The sequence below is a fragment of the Gemmatimonadota bacterium genome, assembly GCA_009692115.1.
In the GTDB taxonomy this organism is placed as follows: Bacteria; Gemmatimonadota; Gemmatimonadetes; order Gemmatimonadales; family GWC2-71-9; genus SHZU01.
The window spans coordinates 118,382-143,689 of sequence record SHZU01000007.1 but is presented as its reverse complement, the minus strand read 5'-3'; the positions used below and the strand labels follow the sequence as shown (position 1 = coordinate 143,689).

Here is a 25,308-nt window from a genome sequence, read left to right as displayed (position 1 = left end):
CCATCAGGCCGGTTCCTCCACCAGAGTGGCAAGCGCTTTGCGGAGCGCCCGCCGGGCATGAAACACATAGGAGCGCGCGGTACCCTCGGGTACCTGGAGCACGCTCGCCACTTCCGCGTGACTATAGCCTTCACCGTCGAACATCATGACCGCCACTCGCTGCCGCTCCGGCAACCCGGTCATGGCCGCGTCGATCTTCTCTCGGAGCACGACCCGGCCGGCATCAGCATCCGGTAATCGCCCCCGGCTCGGCAACGACTCGTGCAACGGCTCGGCGTCGCGAACCCGGCGGCGGCGCAGTTGATCGAGCGCGGCGTTGGCCACGATCCGAAGAAACCAGGGCCGAAACGACCGGGCCGGATCGAATCGCTCGATGGCCTGCCAACCGGCGAGCGAGGCATCTTGGACCACGTCTTCGGCTTCATCCCAATTTCGGAGGAAGGAGTAGGCAACCCAACGAGCAACCACAGCATACGCCATGACCAAGCGCCCATACGCATCGGCATCGCCGGTGCGAGCCGCTTCAGCCCATCCTGATTCGGTCACATCGCTACTACGCGGGTCGGCGGAAATCCGTTGAGGCGGGTTATCTGGGGTGGTCGGCATGATCCCGGCGACGACGAAGGGCTTCAGCACCGGCAACAACCGCGAGCCAAGTACTTGCGATACCGAAGGTTATAGCCATAGGGCCGGGCAGGACCAAGAACAGCACCCCGATGACGGCGAATCCAATGGCCAGGGGGCCAAAGAGCGCCAGCCGGGCCCCGGCCACGAGGGTGCGCATCGCCAGCACCGAGCGGCTCCCGCGTTCCCGGACCCCCCTGGCATGCCGAGAACCAGTTGCGGCTGGAATCGACAGGGCCGGCGGAAGGACCCCCCGGAGCTGGCGCGGAGCCCGGACGGGACGGGTCGAGACTTCGGCACTCTGATCCAAATCACGCCGGAACTGGGCCTCCATCTCATCGGCCAGATCGGGGGCGTCGACCAAAACGTCGAGCTCGTAGTTACTGACCAGGCTCGAATGATTGAGATTGCTGGACCCGATCCTGACCCACCGGCTGTCGGCGACGACCGTCTTGGCATGCAGCATCGGGCCGTTCCATTCGTAGATCCGAACCCCAGCGCGGATCAGATCGCGGTACCCGAACCGGGTCAGGTTCCTCACCAGCGGAATGTCGCTGGTCCCCGGCACCAGCAGCCGGACGTCGACCCCCTCAGTGGCGGCGTCGACCAAATACCGATACAGCCGGCGCGGCGCCACCAAGTAGGCGTCCGTCACCCAGACCCGCTCGGCGGCCGTCGCCAAGAGCAGTTCCGTGACCCGGTAGGCCCGTTCAGTGGCCGGCTCGCCGGCCAACACCCGGACGAACGCGGAGCCGCAGGCCTCGACCTCACTCGCAAATTCATCGTCCGGTAACTGGGGCGCCCCGATGGCCCAAGTCCTCGCAAAGGCCCGGTCGAGCGCCGCCGCCGCCGGTCCATCAACGGCAATGGCCGTATCCCGCCAGGGCAGGCGGCCCCGGGCCAGGTCACCGGCCCACTCATCTCCGATGCAGAAGCCTCCCAGGACGGCCCGGCGGCCATCGGCCACCACCAGCTTCCGGTGGTTGCGACTCAAGTACGACGGGAGATCGAGCAGCCCTGGGCGGTGGAAGAAATGGATTGAGACACCGGCGGATTCCAGCAGCTGCCAGAGAGTCCGTTTGGTACCGAAGGACCCGAGCCAATCGACCGAGACTCGAACCTTGACCCCGACGCGAGCCCGAGCCGCCAGGGCCTCCGCGAATCGAAACCCGGTTTCGTCGGACTGGAAGATGTAGTTGTCGAAGTGAATCCACCGCTCGGCCCCAGCAATGAGTCCGAGCATCGCCTCGAACGCCGCCGGCCCGTCAAAGAGCAGGCCGACCCGATTGCCCGGGATTGGACGGCCTCCAGTGGCGCGATCGAAGGCTCGTTCGACCGCGTCGGCCGCCAGAGGGTGTTGGCGGCCGCGTGGACTCACGGGAGGCCGAGTCCCAAAGATTTTTCGTGAGGCCGGAGGGCGGCGAGCACGAACCCGATGTGGTCCTCGAGCGGCACCCCGAGTTCCTCGGCGCTCCCGTAGACGTCCTCCCGGCTGACACCCCGGGCGAACCCCTTGTCCTTGAGTTTTTTCTTGACGCTCGAGACCTCCAAATCGGCCAGCGAACGGGACGGACGCACCAGCGCACAAGCCACCAAAAAACCTGACAGTTCGTCGACCGCAAACAGCGCCTTGGCCAGCGGCGTGGAGCGAGCAACCCCGGAGTAGGTTGCATGTCCGAGAATGGCCTGTTGCCCGTCGTCGGGAAGGCCGTGCCCGGCGAGGATCCGGACCCCTGCCGCGGGGTGCTCCTCCGTTGCCGAGCGGGAGGGGTTCGGAAACCGTTCGTAGTCGAAGTCGTGCACCAAACCGATGATGCCCCAGTATTCGGGATCGGCGCCGAACTTTCCGGCCATGGCGCGCATCGCGATTTCGACCGCGTACATATGCTTCCGAAGGGCGTCGGATCCGGTGTATTCGTGAACCAAGGCCAGGGCAGCGGCGCGATCGAGCATGGGAGGACTCAGTGGAGTTGGCCGGTCGGGGGCGGCGGAATCAGGGCGGCCGACAAGGCCACCCGAACCAGGCTTCCGCCCAGGCCGATTTCAAACGCGTAGGTTCCTGGATGCGGGAGCGGCACGTCGAACACCAACACCGCCCCGGCCTCGACTTCGGTAATACCGGCCGGTGGCTCGCCGAACTGCACGGCGCCGTCCCCACCCATCAGTTCGCGCCCTTGGTCATCGACGAATCGGATCCGCATCGCATGCTCGCCGATCTCGGTGCGTTTGCCTTTGACCCGGAGGACCAGATGGGTCCGCGGGTGGGTAGCCGGAAAGCTGGCTACCCAGACGTGCTGAAAAATCCCCAAGACGGAGAGCTTGCCCTGTTGATCGATCAAGGCGTAGTCGGCCAACACCGCGAAATCCACGTGCACCGTGGTCAGGCCACCCGGATCGACTTGATCAGGTCGTTCGCTTTAATGGTATCGATGACCTCGAGTCCGGTGGTGACCTGGCCGAACACCGTATGCTTCCCGTCGAGGTGCGCTTGGGGGGAGTGGCACACGAAGAACTGACTCCCGCCAGTGTCCTTCCCGGCATGGGCCATCGAGAGGCTCCCCGTCGCGTGTTTATGGGTATTCAGGTGGCACTCGCACTTAATCTGATAGCCGGGCCCCCCGGTTCCGACCTGGGGGTTGTTCGGATCCTTCGAGAGCGGGTCGCCGCCCTGGATCACAAAGTCCGGGATGACCCGATGGAAGCGGGTGCCGTCATAAAAGCCCTCATTGGCGAGCTTCTCGAAGTTAGCCACCGTCTTCGGGGTTTCGGTGTCGAAGAGCTCGGCCACCATAGTGCCTCGCGCGGTCTCGATCGTAGCGGTTTTCACGGGTTGTTCCTGAGATAATGTTGGCGGGTAAAGTAAGCTCGGACACCCCCCGGTGAAACTCGGACCCGGCGGCCTTCGTCAGGCCAGACCCAAGCCCAGGCTCACGACCATCTGTCGGTCGAGGCCTTCGAATCTCGCCTGGAGCAGGTGCGGCACGCTCCCAACGCGGCCACGCTCGCGGCGATCCTGGCGGACCTGGACGAATGGGTGTTCCCACCGGCGATCATCAGCGACCGGTACCCGGTGGCGGCCGATCACACCGGTGGGGCACCGGTTTCACCGGCGGAGCATCTCCGCCGCTCGAGTGTCTGCGGTTCGACCACGCGGGCCGGGTCCTGGACCGCCCCCCTCAGCCTCGCCGCCAAGGTTCTGTTCGGCGAAATGACGATCGATCTCCGCGATGCGGTGTTCGGTGCGGATGTGATGGACATCGAGATCAACGTCTCGCTGGGATCGTTTACCCTGATCGGTCCGGCGGGCACCCAGGTCGAAAACGAGGTCGAGGAAACCCTCTCGAGCTCGACCCACTCGACTTGGAGCGCCCGGGGCGCCAGTCCGAACGGCCTGCTGATCCGAGTCACCGGCACGGCCTTCATGGGGTCGGTCGAGGTCAAGGAGAAATTCCCCTCGAGTCAAAGCAAGGGGCCGAGTCTGTTCGACCGGCTACTCGGGGGCGGCAGCTGACGGGCAGAGCTTAGCCAGGACACACCGCCCGCACTGCGGGCGGCGGGCAATGCAGACCGCCCGGCCGTGGGTGATCAGCCAATGCGAGACCAGGGTCCAATCGTCCCGAGGAACGAGCGCCATCAGATCACGCTCGACTTTCTCGGGATCTTGGTGTTTGGTGAGCTTGAGCAGCCCGGAGAGCCGGCCCACGTGGGTATCGACGACGACCCCGTGATTGATGCCGAACGCGTTCCCCAACACCACATTCGCGGTCTTTCGGCCCACCCCGGGCAGCACGCAGAGGGCTTCCATGTCCTTCGGAACCTCACCCCCGTGCCGCTCCGCCACCGCCGTGGCCATCCCGATCAAGCTCTTGGTCTTGTTCCGGAAGAATCCGGTGGACCGGACCAAGTCCTCGACATCCTCGGGCCGCGCGGCGGCCAGATCGCGAGCCGTCGGATATTTGGCGAACAACGCCGGCGTCACCAGGTTGACCCGGACGTCGGTGCATTGCGCCGAGAGAATGGTGGCGGCCAGCAACTCGAACGGGGTTCGGTGATCGAGGGCGCAATGGGCATCGGGATACTCGGCCTTGAGTTTGGCCAGGATCTTCTTCGCCCGCTTGGTTCGGTCCGCCGCTGATTCAGCCATTAGGATCTCCGCCGGGCCGCCGCAAACTCGAGGAAGCCCTCAACTGGACGGGCGTTCAGGACGTCGGCGGCCGTGAGCCAGCCTTTGCGAGCCATCATGATGCCGAACCGTACGTTGTCGAGACCAGCCTCTGAGTGAGCGTCTGCGCCGATCGAGATCGTGACCCCGGCCAACTTCGCTTCCCGAACCAACCGCCAATCGAGATCGAGCCGCTGCGGGTCGGCGTTGATCTCGATGGCCACTCCCGTCGCGGCGGCTTTGGAAAAAATCCGGGCATGATCCAGTTGATACGGATCACGGGCCAGCAGGAGCCGGCCGGTCGGATGGCCCAAAATGGTGACGGCCGGATGATCCATGACCGCGAGGATCCGCTCAGTCATCTGGTCGCGGTTCATTTCGAACCGGTTGTGGACCGAGGCGATCACGAAGTCGAAGCCCTCGAGTACGGCATCGGAATATCCGAGCCGGCCGTCGGCCAAGATGTCGGCCTCGATGCCTTTGAGCACCCGGGCACCTCCGGGCTCCTGATTCGTCCGGTCGATCTCGTCCCACTGGCGCCGCAGGTCGGATTCGCTCAATCCGCCGCTGTAGGCCGCGGTGCCGCTATGGTCGGTAATGCCGACATAGCCATACCCCGCTTGCCCGCAGATCCGGCCCAAGTCCCGAACCGAAAAACTCCCGTCCGAGTAACTAGTGTGGCAGTGGATCAGACCTTGGAGATCGGACCGTTCGACCAACCGCGGTAACCCGCCCTCGACCTCACCGAGCCCCTCGCGAAGTTCGGGAGGAATCCAGGCCATGCCTAACGCCTGGTATACGGTGGCCTCGTCTGGGGTGGCCACGAACTCACTGCCGCGCCAGAGCGCCGCCCCCCGGAGCGTGTAGCCCTTGGTGCCGGCCAGTGTCACCAACTGCTGGAGGTGTGCCGGGCTGCCGGTGGCCTGCAACAAGACCGCGCCGAGATTGGCTTCGGGCGTGACGATGACCTGGGCGCTTTCACCCCCGGCAAACCGAATCGTGGCCCGCCGCTCGTCCTGCCCCCCGAACTCATCCACACCCGGCAAGGCCGCGATGGCCTTGAGCACCTGCTCCGGCGGTTCGTTGGCAACCAGCACGACGACCATGTCCCGGACCAATTCGAGGCCGCGACGCACCTCGCCGGCCGCGATGGCCGCCGTGACACCAGGCACCTGTCCGAGCGTTGATTCGAGCCGGGCCGCCTCCTCGCCCGCATGGTGAATCAGCCGGTAGGTCGCCGCCTGACGGAGCCGGGCAATCCCCCGAAGGACGTTCTCCGCCGTCTTGGTCCCGAATCCGGGCAGCGCGGCCAGCCGGCCATCCCGGGCGGCCGCCTCGAGCTCCGGAATCGAGTCGAGATGAAGGCGCTCATGAATGGTCCGGACCTTGGCCACGCCGAGCCCCGAAATCCTCAACATCTCGATCAGCCCCGGCGGCACGTGCTCCCGAAGCTCGTCCAGCATCGTCGATCGGCCCGACTGCACCAAATCACGAATCACGGCCTGAATCCCCGCGCCGATCCCCGGCACGTCATCGAGCACACCGTCGGCCAGCCACTGCTCCGGTTCCCCGGCGACCCTCACGGTGGTCCGCGCCCCCATCCGAAACGCCCGGATCTTGAGCGGATTCTCGTTCTGAAGCTCGAGATGTTCGGCGATCTGATCCAAGACCCGGGCCACCGCTTGCCGATCGACGGTCATCGGGTGTTCACCCGCTCCACCCCCGCGGGGACTCCGCCCGGTGGAAGTAGAGCATGACACCGATACGCCAACTCGAGCACCTCTTCACCCCCAAGAACCTGCCAGAGACCAGCCGCCAGAGCGCCGTCGAAACCAGGCGAGAACAGCGCCGACCGGTCCGGACGGACCAGGCGACCCGGCTTCGGCCCGCGGATCGTCACGACCGTAAGCCCGTCTCGGGTCGGGTGGAATCCGAAGACGGCCACCACCTCGAGTTCCCCCGCGCGGGGCGCGGCAAACCAGCCGTCAAGCGGCTCGATCGGCGCCCCGGGCTGCGACTTACCCCACACCCGCTGCGGCGCGAGCTGGATATAGTAGACGCGGCCCGTCGGCTCCGACTCCGCTTCAGGGGCGTTGGCGACGAGATCATCCAGGGTCTCTCGATCCACCACCACGGTCCGAAGTCCATCAACCCAAAACAAATAAGCGGCGTGGAGAAAACCGACCAGTTCATCGACGCCGCCTCCCTCCGTTTCCGTCGGCCGAAGCTCGCGGAGTAACTCCACGACTTCCCTGACCAGGACAAAAGCCTCCCGATCCCGCCCATCGCGTCCCGCGGACTCAAGGCCCTGGCGGAGGACCGGAAACCGCTCCTCGGCCGTCGGACCGAACACCGCGTCAAACGGGTTGAGGCGCGAGGTCATGCCGGACTCTTGGGCAAGAACGAATCGAGAGCCGCGACGAATTGGTCGGGCGCTTCGACGTAGGGCACGTGACCACAGGCGGGGATCCGGCACAACGGCGCGTGAAGCAAGGCGGCCAGCGCCTCGGCCGTCTCGACCGGAATCGGATCGTCCTCGCCGTGGACCACGACGGCCGGAATCGCCGCGAGACTTGCGAGCCGGGGCCGAAGGTCGAATTCGCCCAAACTGTCCCACACCGCCTGTTGGGTCCGGCCGGTAATCCGAAACGGCCGAAGGTCCCGGGCCAGGGCCGGATCATGGAAATACCCGGCAACGGAAAACTCGAACATGCGCTGACGATAGCTTTCTTGGTCGAGTTCGCGAAGGCCGCCGGCCTGGACCCGGCGGCGAGCTTCGACAACGACGGGCGCGGCGTTTCGGGCGGCCAGCCGGCGTTCGTACTCCTCACGGGCCCCCCGCCACATCGGCGCCGCCGACACCAGCGCCAGCGACGCCACCTGCTCCGGATGTTCGAGCGCGTAGAGCACGGCCAACAAACCGCCCCAGGAATAGCCGGCCAAGGAAAGCCGGTCGAGTCCCCAGAGCCCGCGGAGCGCGTCGAGGTCAGCTATCTGTTCCCGCCAGCCCACCGCCACCTCGCGATCCACGGCCGAGCGGCCCCCGCCCCGCTGATCGTAGTACACCAACGTCCGGCCCCCCGCCAACCGGTCGAATCCAGGCAGGAGATAGTCGTGATGCGCTCCGGGGCCCCCGTGCAACACCACCGTCGGCGGGCCGTCACCGGTTCGCCGTTCGAACAGAGACACCCCGCGAACCGAACGGGTGGTGGTCATTTCACCCATACCGCGCCAAGAGCTCCCGCACCGTGTTCGCGTGAATCGTGACCAGATCCGCCAAGTCGTGGGCATAGCCGCCACCCATCACGACCGCCACCGGAATTCCCCGATGCCGACAGGCGTCGAGCACCTTGGCATCGCGGACCCGGAGCCCCTCGATCGTCATCTTGAGCCGGCCCAACCGGTCACCCTCGTAGGGGTCGGCGCCCGCAATGTACACCACCAAGTCCGGGCGGGCCGAGTCGAGCACGTCATCGAGATGGTGATCGAGTTGTCCCAAGTAGTCACGGTCGCCGGTGCCGTCCGGCAACTCGACGTCACGCCAACTCCGCTCCTTTCGAAAGGGATAATTCCGCTCGCCGTGCATCGAGAACGTCATGACATCCGGATCATCCTCGAAAATCTTGGCGGTCCCATTCCCCTGGTGGACGTCGAGATCGACGATCGCCGCGCGCCCGATTCGGCCTTCCCGCTCCAAGGTCCGGATCGCAATCGCCACGTCGTTGAACACACAGTACCCCTCGCCATGGGCCGGAAAAGCATGGTGGGTACCTCCGGCCAAATTGATCCCGGCACCGACGGCCAAGGCATCGCGGCACGCCTCCAACGTTCCCTGGGCGGTCCGCAAGGACCGCTCGGGAAGGAGCGGGCTCCAGGGGAAACCGAGCCTCCGGACCTCCGCGGCGGTCAGGGTGCCGTCGAGCACCGCATCGATGTACCGCGCCTCGTGGACCAGCGCCAACCCATCGCGGCTGATCCGTTCGGGTTCGCGAATCGCCTCAGCCGGTAGCAGACCGGCCGCGATGACACCGTCCCGCACCATTTGATATTTTCCCATGGGAAACCGGTGCCCCACCGGCAACGCCATCGACCACCGCGCCGACGACCAGGCCCGAGAGACGGCGGGACGCATCCTACAGCAGGACGGCCAAGGCGTCGGCGACTTTTTTTGTTTCCCCGTACTCGGCGGCGGTAAAGGGGTCGGGGACATCGCTGTCGACGTCGATTTGGCCCAAGATCAACGCGCCCCGCTTAATCAAGACAACGAGCTCCGACCGAGTATCGAGATTGCAGGCCAGGTAATTGCCGACGGCCCGCACGTCGCCGACATTCTGGTCCTCACCCGTGGCCACGGCGGTTCCGCACACTCCCTGCCCCACGGGAATCCGGGTATGATCGGTCACCCGGCCCGTAAAGGCCTCGAGTTCCAGCAAATCCCCGTGGAGCATGTAGAGGTACACCGAGGTGTACGGCGGCCCGGCGGCCCGAATCCGATCGGCCGCGAGTTGGAGCATGGCTTGGCGCCCGACGTCGCGGGTAAATGCGCCACGGAGGGCCGCCACGATCTTGTCGCCGTCGAGAATCGGCATCCGTCAGCCGCCCCGGCGGCCGAGGACCGCCTTGACCGAGTCCTGGCGGGCACCCCGGCGGAACCGGACCATGACCGTGTCGCCAGGGCGATGCTGCCGGAGCGCGTCGGTCATGCCCTGCAGATCGGCAATGTCGAGCGGCCCAAGGCCTTCCAGAATGTCGCCTTCCCGAAGCCCGGCCCGATCCGCGGGACTGTCGGGCCGAACCCCCGAGAGCCGGACCCCCGGACCCCCGGAGGCCATATCAGGAATCGTCCCGAGGGAAGCAGCCCCGCCTGGTTGGTTGCCCACCACCGGCTGGGGCGGCGGCGGCGCCTTGAACACGAAACTGAGCGGCGCGGTGCGATCCGCGAGGGCCCGGACGATCGAGGTGGCATACGTCGCTACTTTTTCGAGCCCGGCCAAGTTGAGCTTTTCCCAATCGTCCGTCGGGCGGTGGTAGTCCTCGTGCAGATCGGTGAACACGTGCAGCACCGGTTTCTTGGCGAGATAAAACGACTGCTGGTCGCTCCGCCCAAAACCGTCGCCCGAATATTTGAGATCGAATTTCGGCCCGGCATTCAAGGAATCGAGCAGGACTGGAAACTCGGTGGCGGTTTCGGAGCCGAACACCAACAGCCGGTCGTTCTTGAGCCGCCCCACCATGTCGAGATTCACCATCGCCACCGTTTTGTCCATCGGCACCGGCGGCGACCGGACGTAGGCCGCCGAGCCCAGGAGGCCAAGCTCCTCGCCGGAGAACGCCACCAGCACCACCGAGCGGCCCGGGGGCTTGCCCGCGAGTTGTCTCGCGATTTCAATCAACGCGACCGACCCCGAGGCATTGTCGTCGGCCCCGTTGTGGATCTCGCCGATGTTGCCGAGCGAACTCGACCGGTTGCCGTGGCCCAAGTGGTCGTAATGGGCTCCGACGATGACGTATTCCCCGCGAAGGGCCGGGTCGCGGCCGGGGATGGTGGCCACGACATTGATCGATCCGGTGGGCCGGCTTCCCTCCGGCAGGTCTTTGACGCCCGGCACGTCGGCGGCGATGGTAAACAATTGCAGCCACCCCGGCACGCCAGGCTTGGCACCGACCGCCCCGAACCGGCGGGCCAAATACTGCGCTGCGCGCTTGCCGCCCTCACTGCCGGTAAACCGGCCGCCGAGCTCATCCGACGCGAGATACTTGATGTCCTCGCGAATCGCCCGGGCCGCGCTCGTCTGGGCCGCGCTCGTCTGGGCCGCCACTGCCGAGACTCCTGCCACCAGCCCGAGCCCGACCAACATTGTCACTCGATGCAACGCCATAGCCCGCTCACTTGAATCAGGGAATAAAGGAGGTGTCGGTGGTGACCCGCCGGACAAATCCAGCCAAGAGCGCCGCGGTCCGGTCGAGGTCCTCCAACACGATCATCTCGTTGGGACTGTGCATATAGCGGTTCGGAACCGACACCAACCCGGTGGCCACCCCACGAAACGAGGTGAAGATCGCGTCCGCGTCGGTCGCCGTGTACTTCGGCGAGGCGTGCCACGCGAACGGAATTCCCTCGGCCGCGGCCACCAGAGCCAGAAGATCCACCACCCGGGGATTGGCCGATGAGCCCCGAGACAGCACCGGCCCGCCTCCGAGCTTCACGTCGCCATGCCGATTGTTCTCAATGCCCGGCGTATCAGTAGCGTGGGTCACGTCGACGGCAATGGCCACGGTCGGCACCAGCGTCGTGGCCGACGTCCGGGCCCCGCCCCCGGTGTAGGCAATTTCTTCTTGGGCCGTGGCGACGGCCGTGACCGTGGCCACCGGACGATCCTGGGCCAGCCGCCGGAGGGCTTCGAGCACCACAAACGCCCCGATCCGGTTGTCGATGCTCCGGCTCACCCAGCGGCCGTTCGGGAACTCGAGCACCGAGCTGTCGATGACGCCCGCATCGCCGACTCGAATCCGCTCGGCCGCCTCCGCCCGAGACGCTGCGCCGATGTCGATCCAGAGATCCTTGACCTTGCTGGCCTTCTCTCGATCCTCTTTGTCCATCAAGTGGATCGCCTTTTTGCCGACGACGCCCCGCACTGGCCCGCCCCGGCCCAGCAACACCACCCGCTGGCCGACCAACACCTGCTCGTCCCATCCCCCGATCGTATCGAACCAGAGGTACCCGTTCTCATCGATATTGAGGACCATCAGCCCGATTTCATCGATATGGCCGGCCAGCATCACGACCGGCCCGCCTTTGGCGCCGGTGAGCGTCGCCATCGAGTTGCCGCTGACGTCGGCGACGACGTGGTCGGCGAACCGGGAGGCCTCGGTTCGCCAGACCGATGCCGGGGCCGCCTCGAATCCCGACGGACCCGGGGTACTGAGCAGCGCCTTCAGGAAATCAACTGAACTCTGGTCCATCACGGCCCTCCCCCGAGTAGAACCACGCCGCCAAAACTAAACTACCCGACCCCCCCGGGCCTGGTGATTGCCGTCATCCCGAATACCCCTCAGATTGGTCCCATGTTCCGCCGCCTTGATCCCGCCCAGATTGTCGAGACCGCCCGCCAGGTCCGGCAGCGAGTGACCGAGCGGTTTCCAAACGCCGGGCTCCAGCGGGTCGCGGTCGAAGTGGTGGAAGTTACCGAGAGCGCCGCCGCCGACCGAGCCTGGTTTGCCAGTCCGCATTGGCCGCTCCGCATTGCGGTCGGCTTCTTCATTCTGTTGCTGGTTCTGGTCTTCGTGGCGACCTTCCTGGCCGTCCTGCAACTCCCCGCCACGTCCAGCATTCCCGACGTGGTGCAAGCCGTCGACTCGTTCATCAGCGAGGTCGTGTTCCTGGGCCTGGCCATCGTCTTCCTCTCGAGCCTCGAAGTCCGCCGGAAGCGGCGCCGGGCCCTCTGGGCCATCCACGAGCTCCGGTCGATTGCCCACGTCATCGACATGCACCAGCTCACCAAGGACCCGGAACGGATCGTGAATCCCCACCTCGGCGACGATACCGCCTCATCGCCGGTGCGGACGATGACCACGTTCGAACTGTCCCGGTACCTCGACTATTGCAGCGAGCTGCTGTCATTGCTCAGCAAATGCGCCGCCATCTACGCCCAGGATTTCGATGACCCCGTCACGATCTCGGCTGTCAACGACATCGAATCACTCACCAGCGGCCTGTCCCGAAAAATCTGGCAAAAGATCACCGTGCTCAACAGCCTGCCCCTGGGGTCCGACAGATGAGCGACATGCTCCGGATTACCCATCTGAACATCTATCCGCTCAAGAGCGGGGCGGGCATCGCCGTCGAACGGTTCGATCTCGACCGCTTCGGGCCCGAGAACGACCGCCGCTGGATGGTGGTCGACACCGACGGAGCCCTGGTAACCCAGCGCGAGAACGTCGCGCTCCGCCGCGTGGCCGCCGCTCCCGCCCCCGAGCGGCTCACCCTCAAGGCGCCGGGCCAACTGGACCTCGAGGTTCCCCGAGACGACCAGGCACCCCGCCGCACCGTCAGGGTCTGGAACGACCAAGTGGACGCCGTCGACGCCGGGGACCCGGCCGCCCAATGGCTCAGCGATTTCCTCGGTCAGGCGGTCCGGCTGGCCTACTTTCCGAGTTGGGCCACCCGCCGTACCGATAAAGACTACGACCCGATCGGAAGCGAGGTCGGGTTCGCCGACGGCTATCCGATTCTGGTGATCGGCCAGGCGTCGCTCGATGACCTGAACCAGCGCCTGGCCACCCCGCTCCCGATGAACCGGTTCCGGCCCAATGTCGTGGTCAGCGGAACGACACCGTATGAAGAAGACACTTGGCGGCGGTTCTCGAGTGGCCCGGTTGCCTTCGACGCGGTCAAGCCTTGTGCCCGATGCGTCATGACGACGACCGATCAAGACACCGGCGAACGAGCCCCGGAGCCCCTGCGAACGCTGGCGACGTTTCGGAAACAGGGCAGCGCCGTCATGTTCGGGATGAACGTGGTGCACCGCGGACCCGGGACCCTCCGGGTGGGCGACACCATGACCGTCGAGACCCGGGCCTAGCGCTGATCGGGGGGGCCGGTCCGTTTGGCCAGCAGGCGCTCGTTGAAGTCGACCCGTTCGTGGAGCTCGTTCATTTCGGTGCGGAGCGCGTACAGTTCGTCGAGCAATTCCTTCGGCGCCCCCGCGAGCTCGTCCGCGGTTTCCGGGTCCCACCGGAGCACTCGACGCCCGTCCGCGTCGCGAAACCCGCCCGAGGCAATCATGATATTGTCGATCAGATACCAAATCCCGAGACCGCCGGCGGAGCAGAGCATCAACAACCCGGTCCCGAACTTCCCGACGTAGAATCGGTGAGCCCCGAAAACCCCCAGCATCAGACCCAGAACCAGCGAGACCGTCCGGCTCTTGTCGGAAACATTACCCATAGATCCTCGTAACCTAGCGAAGCTACATTCATCGCGCACCCGGAACGTCCCCTCGAATACGGAGCCTCCATGTCCGGTGTTTCGCTCTGGCTAGCCCTGACCGCCTCGATCGGCGGTATCCCCCAGCCGATGGCCACCGGATCCGACGTGATCCGCGCCATGCACGCTCGCCATCAAGGCCGGTGGTACCGAACCCTGTCCTTCGTCCAACAGGCGATCTATCCGGACGGGCGCCCGGAAGAGGAGTGGTGGGAGGCCGCGTTGATCCCGGGGCGCCTCCGGATCGACATCGCGCCGGTCGACAGCGGCCGGACGATAATGTACCGGGCCGACTCGGACTACGTCTTCGAAAAGGGCAAACTGGTTCGTGCCGTTCCGGGACAAAACATCCTCGCCATCCTCGGATTCGACGTGTACGGCCAGGCGCCGGAACGGACCATCGGACTGGTCCAGGGCGAAGGCTTCGATCTGTCCAAGCTTCGGGACGGCGAGTGGGGCGGCAAAGCTGCCTACGTCATCGGAGGCGGAGGCCGCGAACTGTGGATCGAGAAAGACCGATTGATCTTCCTCAAGGTCATCCAACCCGGACTAGGTGGCACCTCGACGGATATCAGCTTCAACAAGTACGTCAAGCTCGGCGGTGGTTGGATCGGCACCGAAGTACTGTTCCTCCGGAACGACAAAGAGTTCTTCCGCGAGGTGGACCGCGATTGGAAGATCAATCCACAGGTCACAGACGAACTCTTTCAAACCTCTCCCTGGCGGCGTGCCGCCTGGATCCCCAAACCTTAGAGCGAACATATGCCTCAGACGGTGGCGCTACTTGGGGTGCCCTTCGACGCGGAGGGCTCTTTTGAACGAGGGCCTGCGCTGGCCCCGGCCGCGATTCGGGCCGCACTTCGCCGGGAATCGAGCAACACCTCGACCGAAGGCGGGCTCGATGTGGCCGACCCCGGCATCTTGGTCGATGCCGGAGATCTCGACTTCACCGGCCTCGACGGGGCCGCCATTCGGGCTCGGATTGAAGCCGGCGTCGCCGAGGTCCTCGAGTCCGGCTCGACCCCCTTGATCCTGGGTGGCGACCATTCGATCACCTACCCGGTGCTCCGGGCGGTGGCCCGTCGCTTCCCCAACCTCAACCTGCTGCACTTCGATGCCCACCCTGACCTGTACGACAGCTTCGAGGGCAGCCGATTCTCCCATGCCTGTCCGTTTGCCCGGATCATGGAGGAAAAGCTGGCCACCCGGTTGGTCCAAGTCGGAATCCGGACGTTGAGCCGCCCGCTTCGCGAACAGGCCACGAGGTTCGGGGTTGAAATCCACGAGATGCGGCACTGGACCGGTCCGATCAGCTTTTCATTTGAGGGCCCGCTCTACATCTCACTCGACATCGACGTGCTCGATCCGGCATTCGCGCCTGGAATCTCCCATCCGGAACCGGGCGGGCTCTCGGTCCGCGATGTGCTCGCGGTCATCCAGCGGGTCACGGCGGAACGTTTCGTCGGGGCGGACGTGGTGGAACTCAACCCGGTCAATGATCCGTCGCCCCGGACTGGGCTGGTGGCCGCCAAATTCGTCAAGGAACTCACCGAGCGACTCTACCTCGGCGCGTCGTAGTGCGGTTCGGCTCCCTGATTCTCTCGATGACCGTCGCCGGGTCGGCGGCTGCCCAGACCACCAGCCAGCAGCAAATCCGGCGATACCGGGAACAGCATGAGGTGGCCATCGTTCGGGAACTGGCCGACCTGCTGGCCCTTCGCAACGTGGCCACCAGCCTGCCCGACATTCGCGCCAACGCCCGCATGCTGGTGGCGATGCTCGCCCGGCGGGGCGTCGCGGCCCGGATCCTGGAAGCCGGTGATGCCCCGCCGGCGGTCTACGGCGAATTGTTGACCCCCGGCGCCACGAAGACCGTGGTGTTCTACGCTCATTACGACGGCCAACCGGTCGACTCAAGCCGATGGACGGGCAACCCCTGGACGCCGGTACTCCGCTCCGGAACAAAGGAACTCTCCTTGGCGGGGACGAACGGTCGTTTTGACCCGGAGTCGAGGATCTTTGCCCGCTCGGCGAGTGACGACAAATCACCGATCGTGGCCATGCTGACCGCGCTCGACGCGCTCGCGGCCAATCAGATACCGAGGTCGGTCAACCTCAAGTTTTTCCTCGAAGGCGAAGAAGAGGCCGGATCGGTCAACCTCCGGGCCATTTTGTCTAAATACCGCGACTTGCTGAAGGCAGATTTTTGGATCTTCGGCGATGGACCCGTTCATCAATCCGGGGCGGCTCAGGCGGTGTTCGGCGTGCGTGGGGTCATCGGGGCCAACCTGACGATCTATGGGCCGGCACGGCCGCTTCATAGCGGGCACTACGGGAACTGGGCCCCCAACCCCAATGCCCTGATGGTCCAGCTGTTGGCCTCGATGCGGGATTCAGAGAGTCGGATCAATATCCCGGGATTCTACGACGACGTGGCCCCGTTGACCGACGCGGATCGAGCCGCGTTCCGGTCGATGCCGGCCGTCGAAGAGCAACTGGCCGGCGAACTCCGGCTCGGGCGGACTGAAGGGGCGCCAGCCAGCTTGGCCGAGCAGTTGGCACTTCCTGCCCTCAACCTGAGCGGACTGTCCGGCGGCCGGGCCACCGGTGGCGGCGCCAATGTGATCGTGGCCGAGTCCGACGCCTATCTCGATTTTCGGCTGGTACCCAACCAGACACCGGCCCGGGTCCGACGCTTGGTCGAGGATCATTTCCGGCGCCAAGGATTTCAGGTCGTTGAAGCGGCGCCGGACTCCGCCACCCGCCGGCGGTACCCCAAGATCATTCGGGTGGTATGGTCGGGAGGATACGGGGCTGCCCGGACCGGCCTCGAGATCCCGGGGGGACGGGCCTTGCTGGCCGCCGCCGACCAGGCCCTGGGCCACCCGATCATCCGGGTGCCGACCCTTGGCGGGAGCCTCCCACTCTTCGATTTCGTGGACCTCCTCGGGGTGCCGTTCGCGATCCTGCCGATCGTCAACCACGATAACAACCAGCACGCGGAAAACGAGAACCTCCGGCTCCAGAACCTCTGGGACGGAATCGAGCTATACGGCGGGGTACTGGCCAACATGGGGCGGGAGTGGCGCCTGGTTCCCTGACCCCCCGACCACCGCGGCCGATACCAGGAGGACGATCAGCTCGTCCTCCTGGACGCCGGTCTTCGGTGCCAACGGACCCAACACCAGGGTTGCCACCAAGGCGTCGAGAGTATGGCGGGCGACGGCGGCGGGGTCACCGACCGCGATGAGGTGCCCGGTTCGCATCCGGGTGGCGAAATAGGCCGTTAGCCGGTGATGGAGATCCGACCAGATGACATGCTGGAAGAGCTCCGCCAAATCCGGCCAGTCCGAGCGCTGGCGGCCGAGTCAGCGGAACCAGCCGAGGAGTGGCTCGGTCGCCCGGGGGACGGTGGGGACGGAGCGAATGCAGCGACGATGAGGACGGCGAGGTGTGGCAGCAGGCGGTGTTCTGGCTCGGGCAATCGGGCGGTGAGCATGCGGCGACGGCGAGACCTTTCTTCGCGACCGGACCCGCGACAACTCCGTCATGATGCGGCACTGGAGCGGTAACGACCGAAGTTGGCGGAATCGGGCTTGTGAGGAAGGCCCAGTCCGAGTGGCGCTCGCGGTCCGCGGGGGTCGGGTCCGCTCGGCCAAGGTGTTCGTCGAGGGGAACTGGCCGGAACGGGCATCGGCCAGCAACCTCGGATTGGTGGGCACCGGGGCGGCCCTCGTCGCGTTCATCGAATTGGCCCGCACAGGCGGATCGTCCTCGGACGACATTCTGTTTCCGCTGACCCTGGCAGACAGTATCGTGGTGTGGCCGGCCTTTCTGTCGCTGGCACGCGACAAGTCGGCCCCCCGCTCAACCCGGAAACAGGCCGTGTTTTTGGTCAGCCAGGCCGCGGGTGAGAAGACCGCCGAAGGCTTGAGTGAGTTGGCCAGCGACGAGGACGAGGACCGGGAAGTCAGGGAGCAGGCCGTCTTCGCCCTGTCGCAATTGCCTGAGGAGAATAGAGTGCCGGTGCTTATTCGGGTCGCCATCAGCAATCGCGACCGGGAAATCAGGAAGAAGGCCATGTTCTGGTTGGGTCAGTCAGACGACCCCCGCGCCTTGGCCCTGTTCGAGGACATCCTGACCAAACCGCGCCACTAGCCAACATGGCGAATCGCGGGCGGGCAAGTTAGCTATCATAAGGTCTGTCAGGATGGCTTGAACCCTGCAGGTCTATCTACAAGTTGGGGGCTCCGACCTGGGGCCCCCTTTCGTGCCCAACGGGGGTTCTCGAAATGCGACGTCGGTACTGGCTCTCCGCAGCGGTTTTGATCGGCCTTCCTTTGGTTGCCGGGGCGTTCTTGCGGCAGAGCAAGGAGCCGCAGGACGGGGCCCGTCTCTTCTCACAAGTGTTGCAACGGATCGAAGAAAACGCCGTGGATTCGATCAGCCGGGCGGCGATCTTCGAACGGGCCGCTCGCGGCCTCGTCAAGCAACTCAACGATCCGTATGCCGACCTGTATTCGCCGGAGGAATTGGCTTCGTTCCAGCGGAACACGCTTCGGAACAACTACGGCGGCGTCGGGATGCAGATCGAGAACCAAGAGGGCGCCATTATCGTGGCCCGGATTTTCCCGAACACACCGGGCGAGAAAGGCGGCGTCATCGCCGGCGACCGGATTCTTTTTGTCGACTCCTCGGCAGTGACCGGCCTCCGGCTCGAGCAGGTCTCCCAGAAGCTGCTCGGCACCCCGGGGACCGACGTGAAGGTCACGTTCCAACGGGCCGGCGCCCCGGAAGTCATCAAGCAGACATTCAAGCGGGCGGTGATCCGGGTTCCGGCCGTGCCGTATGCCCTGATGCTCGACGGCGGTGTCGGGTACATCCCGTTGCAGAGCTTCAACGAGTCGGCCGCTCAGGACGTGGAGCGGTCGTTGCTGGCCCTGAAGGGCCAGGGCGCCAAAGCCTTCGTCATCGATATCCGCGGCAACGGCGGCGGCAGTCTCGAACAGGCGTTGGAGATCAACAACCTCTTTTTCGAGCCGGGGCAAGAACTGGCCAGCGTCCGCCATCGGGGCCGCACACCGGAGATCTACCGCGCCAGCCGAGCATCGGTCATCGATTCGATCCCCGTGGTGGTGCTCGTGGACGGGTACAGCGCCTCGGCCTCCGAGATCGTGGCCGGGAGCCTTCAGGACCATGACCGGGGGCTCGTCGTGGGAACGACTTCGTTCGGGAAGGGCTTGGTCCAGACCCTGTTCCCGATCGAGGGTGGCTGGGCCATGAAGATCACGACCGGCAAATGGTACACGCCGAGCGGCCGGTCCATTCAGGCCGACCACGACCGGTTGGGCGATGAGCGGTTTGTCGAGTACGCCGATGGCGAGGGTCCGGCGGCGGCCGATACCACCAAGCGGAAGCGGCCCGAGTTCAAGTCGGACGGCGGCCGGACGATCCTGGGCGGCGGCGGCGTCACGCCCGACGTCATCATGACACCCGATACCCTGCCGACGCAGGAGCGGGACTTGGCCCGGGCCTACCAGCCCCAATACTCGCAGTGGTATGTGGCGCTCTACAACACCAGCCTCCAGCTCAAGAAGGGCGTCAAGCCGGACTTCGAGGTCCAAGCGGCATGGCGGGAGTCACTGTGGAGCAAGGTGCAGCAATCGAAGATCAATGTTACCCGGGCTCAGTTCGATGCCGGACTCCCGTTGGTTGACCGCTCGCTCGAGCAGTGGGTCGCGAAGCTGGCCTTCGGCGACTCCGCTGCGTTCCGCCGATCGGTCCGTTACGACCGTCAGTTGACCACGGCGATGGACTATCTGAAGCGGGGGGTGACCCAGCGGCAGCTGTTGGCGCTGGCATCGGGACCGGGAACCAAGGGGAAGTGAGGGGTTCGGCACTCGGCACTCGGTGCTCGGCACTCGGCGGAAAGAAAGGGGGTCGGCTTGACGCCGACCCTTTTTTATTGGCGGGGGGAGCGGATTTTTCCTTCGGCTAGGCGGTCGGCGGCTTCCGAAGGGGGGATGCCTTCCTCGGCGGCTCGTTCGAGGACCATCAGGGTGGTGTCGTAGATGGCGTCGATCCGGGCCAGGGTGGCCTCCAGGCTGAGCTTCAACACTTCGATGGAGCCGCCGAATAGGACGCCGCCGGCGTTGGCGACGTAGTCGGGCACGTAGACGATCTTCCGGGTGGCCAGGTCAGCCCCGTGGCGGGGTTCGAGGAGTTGATTGTTGGCGCCGCCGCAGATCAAGCCCACGGTCAAGTCCGGCAGGGAGAGGTCGTTAATCACGGCACCGAGGGCACAGGGCGCAAAGATATCGGCGGGGACTCGGTGGATCCGGTCAACCGGGGCGGTCGTAGCGCCAAACTCCGCGACCACTCGGGCCACCTTGGCTGGATCGATGTCGCTCGCGATCAAGGTGGCCCCGGCCCGGTGGAGTTGGGCGGCCAAATGGTAACCGACATTGCCGCAGCCCTGGAGGGCGACGGTCTTCCCTGCCAATTGATCGGATCCCCAACGCACTTTGGCGCCGGCTTGCATGGCGCGGAACACGCCCCGGGCGGTGTGGGGTGATGGATCGCCGGAGGTACCGGCCCGGCCGGCCACATAGGTCGTTGTCTCGGCGATGAACTCCATGTCGGCTAGGGAGGTCCCGACGTCTTCCGCGGTCACGTAGAGGCCGTGGAGCCGATCGATGGATCGGCCATGGGCCCGAAGGACCGCGGGCCGATCGGATGCGGCGGGTCCGCCGAGGATGACCGATTTGCCCCCGCCGAGCGGCAGGTTGGCCAGGGCATTCTTGAACGACATCCCGCGCGACAGCCGCAAGGCATCCGTGATGGCCGCTTCGTCGGACGGGTAGTTCCACCAACGGGTCCCGCCAACGGCCGGGCCTAACGCCGTCGAGTGGATGGCGATGATGCCCCGATACCCCGAGGCCGGATCGGAGCAGAGGACGAGTTGTTCATGGCCCAGGTGGCTCAGTTGGTCGAAGATCTTCATGGACGGTCCGTGGTGCCGGACAGAATCGCGTGGCGAATTCGGGCGGCTTTGAGGGAAGGACGCCGATCGAACTCAAGCCGGCCATCGACGCGCACCTCGGCTCGGACGACGAGGGACAGACTGATCTCGGCGCCCTCCCGGCGAACGGTGAGCGGCACCGTGGCACCGATCCGGGCCCGGTACCGGGATCGGAACGCGGGGCCGAAGTTGGGATCGACCTTGAGATCGCCGATGCTCACGAGTTCGTCGCCGGGCAGGACGCCGGCGAGGGCCGCCGCCGCGCCGGGGGTGATGTTGGTGACCATCTCGCGGCCGTCAACCGTCGTGGTTCCCACCCCGAGCCTCGGCTCCAAGACGCTGTCCACCACGTAACGAAGGCCGGCCAGCGGCGCGATCCGGGACCAAGGGAATGGCTCCCGGCCGTCGATATATCGGAGGGCAAAGGTCGTCGCGAGGTCCCGGCCGGCCAGCGCATTGACGGTTGACCACCATTCGTCGGTCGTGAATCCACGACCAGCCGGAACGGTGGACCGATAGAGCGTCCGCATCACCTCATCGAGCGAGGCGCGGTTGTCGCTCGCGTCGCGAATCATGATATCGAGCAAGAGCCCCGCCAGCGACCCTTTGGGGTAGTAGATCGTCGCGGTGCCGTCGGTCGGTTGGATCCAGGTCGAGAACGAGGCATCCTCCAGGGCAATCGGCGGAGCAGCCGCAACCTCCTCGATCTTGCCTTGGGTTACGTTGAGGAACACCGCCGAATCGATGACGCCGCCACGGACCAGGGCCAGATCGGCATAGTAGTCGGTGATGCCTTCGCTGACCCAGAGGAGCGGAGTCGGCTGAGGACGGTCATAGCGATAGGGAACCAACTCCGCCGGCCGGAGCCGCTTAACGTTCCACCCGTGGAAGATTTCGTGGGCAGTAATCGAAGCGAGAATCGGAGTTCCAGCAAAGTCCGGAGTGTAGATCCCAAGGTGGGAGTTCTGGTGCTCGAGCGCGCTACCTCCGCCGAACGCCGGATCAAACACCAGCAAAGTAGTGTAGTTGGGCCATGGCGTTTCGCCGAAGACCTTGGCCATGGCCGGCACCATGGTGCCCAGTTGCTTCCACAGCAGAGCCCGGGGAGCCCCGACCAGCGCTCCGGATGGATAGGACGCGATCCGATTCATGACCCCGCCGATTGCGGCACTGTCGAGGTCGAACCGGCCAATGAACAGAGGCATGTCCACGAGATCGTGGAAATTGGCCGCGGTATACCGGCGCGGACCAGTTGACGTGAGGCCGGTGGCCACGCCCCAGCCGGTTTCGGTTTCGACCGACAGGGTGGCCGGGAAGTCGAATCCGGCACCTTCCGGGTAGAGCAGCACGTTGGTGCCGTTGACGAAAGCGAAATCGGCCCGGGACCACGCCATGGCATTGTCGAGCGTGTCGGCGGTGAAGCTGAACGCCACGGTGACCGGGCCGGGGGCGGACACTTGGACGCGCCAGGTGTCGAAATCGGTTTTGTCCCAGCGAAGGGCGGTCGTGGCCTGGGCAGCGGAGAACGAGGAAACCCGGCGGGCGTAGTTGCTGATTTCGTAGGAACCGGGAGTCCAGGCCGGAAGCGACAACTCGACGGGACCGGTCGACGACGCCTGAAATCGCATCGACACGCCGAGGCTCCGGGTTGCCGCGGTGGTTTTGTTGAAGACCAACTGGTATTCGATTCCGGTCACCACCGGGGGCGGGGACGGAGGGATCGTCCCCGTTGCCAGCAGGCCGAGGGTTGCAAGGGCTAGACGCATGGTGGAAAGTAATCGAGAGTGAGCGCCACCCCACCGACCTGATCGGGAGATGCCGAACCCAGGCGACCCACATGGTTTTAGGGACCATGGTACTTTCAAGGCTGTCCAACACTCTTGAGGAAGCCTTGATCCGCCACGTCACAAAGCTTGTTGTTCTGCTGGCCACCGTGCTCGGCACGGCGAGGCTTGGAGCCCAGAATCCGGCGGCCCAGAAGGCGGTGCTGATCACCGGTGCCAGTACCGGGATCGGGCGAACGATGACGGAATTGTTTGCCTTCAAGGGGTATTTCGTCTACGCCGGCGCGCGGAAGGATCAGGACATCGCCGATCTGAACAAGATCCATAATGTGCAGGCCATCAAGCTCGACGTGACCTCCAAGGCCGACATCGCGGCCGCCGTTACCACGGTCGAGCGGGGTGGCCGCGGACTCCATGGCCTCGTCAACAACGCCGGCGTGGCGGTGGCGGAACCGCTGATCGAGATGGAAGAGGAGGACTTGACCTTCGTTTTCGACGTGAACGTGTATGGGCCGTTCCGGATGACCAAAGCCTTCAGCAAGCTGTTGATTGCCTCCAAAGGCCGGGTCGTCACGACAGGGTCGATCTCGGGTATCCTCTCGGGCCCGCTGCTCGGAGCGTACAGCATGAGCAAACACGCCGTCGAGGCCTATACCGACGCGCTCGCCGCCGAGTTGGGCCGAGTGGGGGTCCGGGTGAGCGTGATCGAGCCGGGCGGCTATCAGTCCGAGATGGGCCGGAACGTGGTTCGGCGAATGGAAGAACGGGGCAAGAAGATCGAGGGCTCGATGTTCGAGAAGGAGCTCCGCGGGTTGCTCAACTCCACCACAGCCGAATCGCGCGACCCCAAGCCGGACGATGTGGCCCAGGCTGCCCTTCACGCGGTGTTCGACCCCGCCCCGAAGGCCCGCTACATGGTCGTGCCGAACCAGCGGCAGGCCGAAGGCACGCTCCGAAAGCAGATCCTCGAATTGGTCCAGCTCAACGAGGGCCATGCCTTCAGCTACAGCCGGGATTCTCTGGTCTCAATGCTGGACCAGGCGCTCAAGCGGCCCAAGTAGGCCATAGTATGGATGACGCGCTCCGCGCTCGGGTCGAAGCCTTGTGCACCGAGGGCTGGGCGGTCTGGGATCAGTTTGCCCTCGAAGTCCGGGAGCATCACTTTCACCCGTTTGTCGCTGCCGACTATGAAGTGGTGCTGGCGGCCTTGCTGCCGCATCGGGGCCCGGGCCGGCGATTTCTGGAGTGGGGTTCGGCCACCGGGGTCATTACGATCATGGCCGATCTGCTTGGCTTCGAGGCTTACGGAATCGAATTGGACTCGAGCCTGGTCGCCACGGCACGACGTCTGGCCGAGAAATTCGATTCGCGGGCGCGGTTTGCCGCCGGGAGCTTTCTGCCAACCGGGTATCGATGGCAGCCAAGCGACGGCGACGGGCGCACCGGCACCGTCGGCACCGGACCGTCCGGATACCTGCAACTGGGGTACGCACTCGACGACTTCGACGTGGTGTTCGGCTACCCGTGGGGGGGCGAAGAACCGATGATGCTCGACTTGATGAAGACCTATGGGCGCTCGGACGGCCTCTTGCTGCTCCACACCGTCAACGACGGCGTCAAGACCTACCGGAACGGTCGGCCGGACCCGGTTTCGCGGCTTGGCCGAAGTACTTGATGTAGCGGATCAGTTCACCGGTAAACCCGAGCCGCTCGTACACCGATCGGGCCCGAGTGTTGCTGCCGAACACATGCAGGGTGAGTGATTCAGCCCCGCGGGCCTGGACCTTCTGTTCGATTTCTTCGATCAATCGTCGGCCGATCCCCTGACCCTCGGCGTCGGCGTGGACCGCGACAACTTCAAGGTGCGCACTGGGCTGGTGACTCAGCAATTCTTCGCGCAGTTGGGCCATGACAACCCCAACGATCCGATCGTCGGGATCCACGGCGACATAAACCAGGCATTGGGGAACGGCGCCAGTGGTCCAGCGACGGAGGAGATCGGCGTCGCCTTCCCAGAGATGCTCCGCGCGACGTTCGGGCGGGAGCGGAAACGCCGCGAGCCTTGGGAACAAGGCCAGCATCGGTTCGACGTCCGCCGGGGACGCGGCGCGAATTGAATAGCTCATCGAGCGGATTGCGGGTCCAACCGCGGCCCGGGACGTTTTCGGGCTGAAACGAGATTCCGAAGCCCGGGATCCGCGGTAAAGCCCTTGCCGGTGACGAGGCCGGCCTTGGCCTTGAAGACAAAAGCCGAATCGGATCGGAACTGGCGAGCGACATTGTCGTAGGCCACTCGGGCACTCCGGAGGGTATCGCGGCGCGGCGTGATCACGACGACGTCACCGCGGGCGTCGAAGACCTGGTTCTGGATCGTGTATCCGGCCCGGCGGGCGGTCAACTCCGCGGTTTGCTGGCCCTCGGCGTCAAAGAACGTGACCCGGACCTGGATGAACTCGAGACGCTGGGCCTCTTGGTAGGTAAACGCGGAATCGGCCACGACGTAATTCTTCCGGCGGCCGTCGACAGCGAGATTGGTGACCACTCCGGTCAGGACCTGGTCCGCCGCGTCGGCCGAGCTGACTTCCGGGGCGATCGCCGGGCCGGGGGAACCGCATCCGGCCAGGGCAACCGCCAGGCCGGCCAGTCGAATGATCGTTGTCCACGAGATCCCGAGTTGTCCCACGCTGCCTGCTTTCAGATCTCAAGGTTTCGATGGCCGGTCCCGAGCGAG

General features: G+C 65.2%; 29 protein-coding genes. 10 read left to right on the top strand and 19 right to left on the bottom strand.

Features of this window, described 5'->3' with window-relative positions:
• Positions 1-3: 3 nt before the first annotated feature.
• From EXR94_10000 to EXR94_09980, 5 genes are read right to left on the bottom strand one after another with little or no spacing between them, the layout of a single operon-like run.
• Positions 4-636 (bottom strand): sigma-70 family RNA polymerase sigma factor, encoded by a 633-nt coding sequence (locus tag EXR94_10000; GenBank protein MSR03050.1) that lies wholly within the window; start codon positions 634-636, stop codon positions 4-6.
• The gene (locus tag EXR94_09995; protein ID MSR03049.1) at positions 587-2,002 is read right to left on the bottom strand and encodes a cardiolipin synthase B; all 1,416 of its coding nucleotides are present in this window, start codon (positions 2,000-2,002) and stop codon (positions 587-589) included. Before EXR94_09995 ends, EXR94_10000 begins: the two co-directional genes overlap by 50 nt.
• Entirely contained in the window at positions 1,999-2,577 is a 579-nt protein-coding gene (locus tag EXR94_09990) for an HD domain-containing protein (GenBank protein MSR03048.1), read from the bottom strand. The genes EXR94_09995 and EXR94_09990 overlap by 4 nt, the downstream gene beginning before the upstream one ends.
• Before the next feature lie 8 nt (positions 2,578-2,585).
• A complete protein-coding gene (locus tag EXR94_09985; GenBank protein ID MSR03047.1) occupies positions 2,586-2,999 on the bottom strand; it encodes a hypothetical protein in 414 nt (137 codons plus the stop codon).
• A 5-nt stretch (positions 3,000-3,004) separates the two neighbouring features.
• Positions 3,005-3,451: a peptidylprolyl isomerase gene (locus EXR94_09980; protein MSR03046.1), complete on the bottom strand. Its 447-nt coding sequence runs from the start codon at positions 3,449-3,451 to the stop codon at positions 3,005-3,007.
• A 147-nt stretch (positions 3,452-3,598) separates the two neighbouring features.
• Here EXR94_09980 and EXR94_09975 point away from each other — a divergent pair, with 147 nt between their 5' ends.
• Positions 3,599-4,135 (top strand): hypothetical protein, encoded by a 537-nt coding sequence (locus EXR94_09975; protein MSR03045.1) that lies wholly within the window; start codon positions 3,599-3,601, stop codon positions 4,133-4,135.
• Here the strand turns inward: EXR94_09975 and nth are convergent.
• From nth to EXR94_09935, 8 genes are read right to left on the bottom strand one after another with little or no spacing between them, the layout of a single operon-like run.
• Complete coding sequence (nth, locus tag EXR94_09970) at positions 4,115-4,768, bottom strand: endonuclease III (protein MSR03044.1); 654 nt, start codon at positions 4,766-4,768, stop codon at positions 4,115-4,117. The two genes, EXR94_09975 and nth, sit on opposite strands and share 21 nt — an antisense overlap.
• Positions 4,768-6,486 carry a histidinol-phosphatase gene (locus tag EXR94_09965; protein MSR03043.1) on the bottom strand — a complete coding sequence of 573 codons (1,719 nt, stop codon included), beginning with the start codon at positions 6,484-6,486 and terminating at the stop codon, positions 4,768-4,770. The genes nth and EXR94_09965 overlap by 1 nt, the downstream gene beginning before the upstream one ends.
• Positions 6,483-7,169, bottom strand: a complete 687-nt coding sequence (locus EXR94_09960) for a hypothetical protein (GenBank protein MSR03042.1) — start codon at positions 7,167-7,169, stop codon at positions 6,483-6,485. The genes EXR94_09965 and EXR94_09960 overlap by 4 nt, the downstream gene beginning before the upstream one ends.
• Positions 7,166-8,086: an alpha/beta hydrolase gene (locus EXR94_09955; protein ID MSR03041.1), complete on the bottom strand. Its 921-nt coding sequence runs from the start codon at positions 8,084-8,086 to the stop codon at positions 7,166-7,168. Before EXR94_09955 ends, EXR94_09960 begins: the two co-directional genes overlap by 4 nt.
• The gene (locus EXR94_09950; GenBank protein MSR03040.1) at positions 8,004-8,918 is read right to left on the bottom strand and encodes a histone deacetylase; all 915 of its coding nucleotides are present in this window, start codon (positions 8,916-8,918) and stop codon (positions 8,004-8,006) included. Before EXR94_09950 ends, EXR94_09955 begins: the two co-directional genes overlap by 83 nt.
• Position 8,919: 1 nt before the next feature.
• Complete coding sequence (locus tag EXR94_09945) at positions 8,920-9,375, bottom strand: GAF domain-containing protein (GenBank protein MSR03039.1); 456 nt, start codon at positions 9,373-9,375, stop codon at positions 8,920-8,922.
• Positions 9,376-9,378: 3 nt separating this feature from the next.
• Entirely contained in the window at positions 9,379-10,665 is a 1,287-nt protein-coding gene (locus EXR94_09940) for a M28 family peptidase (protein MSR03038.1), read from the bottom strand.
• Between the two features lie 16 nt (positions 10,666-10,681).
• Entirely contained in the window at positions 10,682-11,749 is a 1,068-nt protein-coding gene (locus EXR94_09935) for a M42 family peptidase (GenBank protein MSR03037.1), read from the bottom strand.
• Between the two features lie 102 nt (positions 11,750-11,851).
• On the opposite strand from EXR94_09935, the gene EXR94_09930 reads away from it, so the two are divergent.
• On the top strand, positions 11,852-12,565 hold the full coding sequence (locus tag EXR94_09930; protein MSR03036.1) for a hypothetical protein: 714 nt from the start codon (positions 11,852-11,854) through the stop codon (positions 12,563-12,565).
• A gap of 5 nt (positions 12,566-12,570) precedes the next feature.
• Positions 12,571-13,368, top strand: coding sequence for an MOSC domain-containing protein (locus EXR94_09925; GenBank protein ID MSR03035.1), 798 nt, complete (start codon positions 12,571-12,573; stop codon positions 13,366-13,368).
• On the opposite strand, the gene EXR94_09920 is transcribed toward EXR94_09925, so the two are convergent.
• Positions 13,365-13,733, bottom strand: a complete 369-nt coding sequence (locus EXR94_09920; protein MSR03034.1) for an NINE protein — start codon at positions 13,731-13,733, stop codon at positions 13,365-13,367. The two genes, EXR94_09925 and EXR94_09920, sit on opposite strands and share 4 nt — an antisense overlap.
• A 69-nt stretch (positions 13,734-13,802) precedes the next feature.
• On the opposite strand from EXR94_09920, the gene EXR94_09915 reads away from it, so the two are divergent.
• Genes EXR94_09915 through EXR94_09905 form a run of 3 tightly spaced genes read left to right on the top strand, consistent with a single transcriptional unit; the run spans position 13,803 to position 16,873 of the window.
• The gene (locus tag EXR94_09915; protein MSR03033.1) at positions 13,803-14,525 is read left to right on the top strand and encodes a hypothetical protein; all 723 of its coding nucleotides are present in this window, start codon (positions 13,803-13,805) and stop codon (positions 14,523-14,525) included.
• 9 nt (positions 14,526-14,534) lie between these two features.
• Complete coding sequence (speB, locus tag EXR94_09910) at positions 14,535-15,350, top strand: agmatinase (GenBank protein ID MSR03032.1); 816 nt, start codon at positions 14,535-14,537, stop codon at positions 15,348-15,350.
• A complete protein-coding gene (locus EXR94_09905; protein ID MSR03031.1) occupies positions 15,350-16,873 on the top strand; it encodes a M20/M25/M40 family metallo-hydrolase in 1,524 nt (507 codons plus the stop codon). Before speB ends, EXR94_09905 begins: the two co-directional genes overlap by 1 nt.
• Here the strand turns inward: EXR94_09905 and EXR94_09900 are convergent.
• Positions 16,820-17,110, bottom strand: a complete 291-nt coding sequence (locus EXR94_09900) for a hypothetical protein (protein MSR03030.1) — start codon at positions 17,108-17,110, stop codon at positions 16,820-16,822. The genes EXR94_09905 and EXR94_09900 overlap by 54 nt on opposite strands.
• 211 nt (positions 17,111-17,321) lie before the next feature.
• Here EXR94_09900 and EXR94_09895 point away from each other — a divergent pair, with 211 nt between their 5' ends.
• Positions 17,322-17,930, top strand: coding sequence for a HEAT repeat domain-containing protein (locus EXR94_09895; GenBank protein ID MSR03029.1), 609 nt, complete (start codon positions 17,322-17,324; stop codon positions 17,928-17,930).
• A gap of 134 nt (positions 17,931-18,064) precedes the next feature.
• On the top strand, positions 18,065-19,660 hold the full coding sequence (locus tag EXR94_09890) for a S41 family peptidase (protein MSR03028.1): 1,596 nt from the start codon (positions 18,065-18,067) through the stop codon (positions 19,658-19,660).
• A 74-nt stretch (positions 19,661-19,734) separates the two neighbouring features.
• On the opposite strand, the gene EXR94_09885 is transcribed toward EXR94_09890, so the two are convergent.
• Both EXR94_09885 and EXR94_09880 read right to left on the bottom strand, forming a co-directional pair.
• On the bottom strand, positions 19,735-20,775 hold the full coding sequence (locus EXR94_09885; protein ID MSR03027.1) for a Glu/Leu/Phe/Val dehydrogenase: 1,041 nt from the start codon (positions 20,773-20,775) through the stop codon (positions 19,735-19,737).
• The gene (locus EXR94_09880) at positions 20,772-22,559 is read right to left on the bottom strand and encodes a M61 family peptidase (GenBank protein ID MSR03026.1); all 1,788 of its coding nucleotides are present in this window, start codon (positions 22,557-22,559) and stop codon (positions 20,772-20,774) included. Before EXR94_09880 ends, EXR94_09885 begins: the two co-directional genes overlap by 4 nt.
• A gap of 71 nt (positions 22,560-22,630) precedes the next feature.
• Here EXR94_09880 and EXR94_09875 point away from each other — a divergent pair, with 71 nt between their 5' ends.
• Entirely contained in the window at positions 22,631-23,638 is a 1,008-nt protein-coding gene (locus tag EXR94_09875) for an SDR family NAD(P)-dependent oxidoreductase (GenBank protein MSR03025.1), read from the top strand.
• A gap of 8 nt (positions 23,639-23,646) precedes the next feature.
• On the top strand, positions 23,647-24,252 hold the full coding sequence (locus tag EXR94_09870; protein MSR03024.1) for a class I SAM-dependent methyltransferase: 606 nt from the start codon (positions 23,647-23,649) through the stop codon (positions 24,250-24,252).
• On the opposite strand, the gene EXR94_09865 is transcribed toward EXR94_09870, so the two are convergent.
• Both EXR94_09865 and lptC read right to left on the bottom strand, forming a co-directional pair.
• Positions 24,194-24,703, bottom strand: a complete 510-nt coding sequence (locus EXR94_09865; protein MSR03023.1) for a GNAT family N-acetyltransferase — start codon at positions 24,701-24,703, stop codon at positions 24,194-24,196. The genes EXR94_09870 and EXR94_09865 overlap by 59 nt on opposite strands.
• Positions 24,700-25,275, bottom strand: coding sequence for an LPS export ABC transporter periplasmic protein LptC (gene lptC / locus EXR94_09860; protein ID MSR03022.1), 576 nt, complete (start codon positions 25,273-25,275; stop codon positions 24,700-24,702). Before lptC ends, EXR94_09865 begins: the two co-directional genes overlap by 4 nt.
• Positions 25,276-25,308 lie beyond the last annotated feature (33 nt).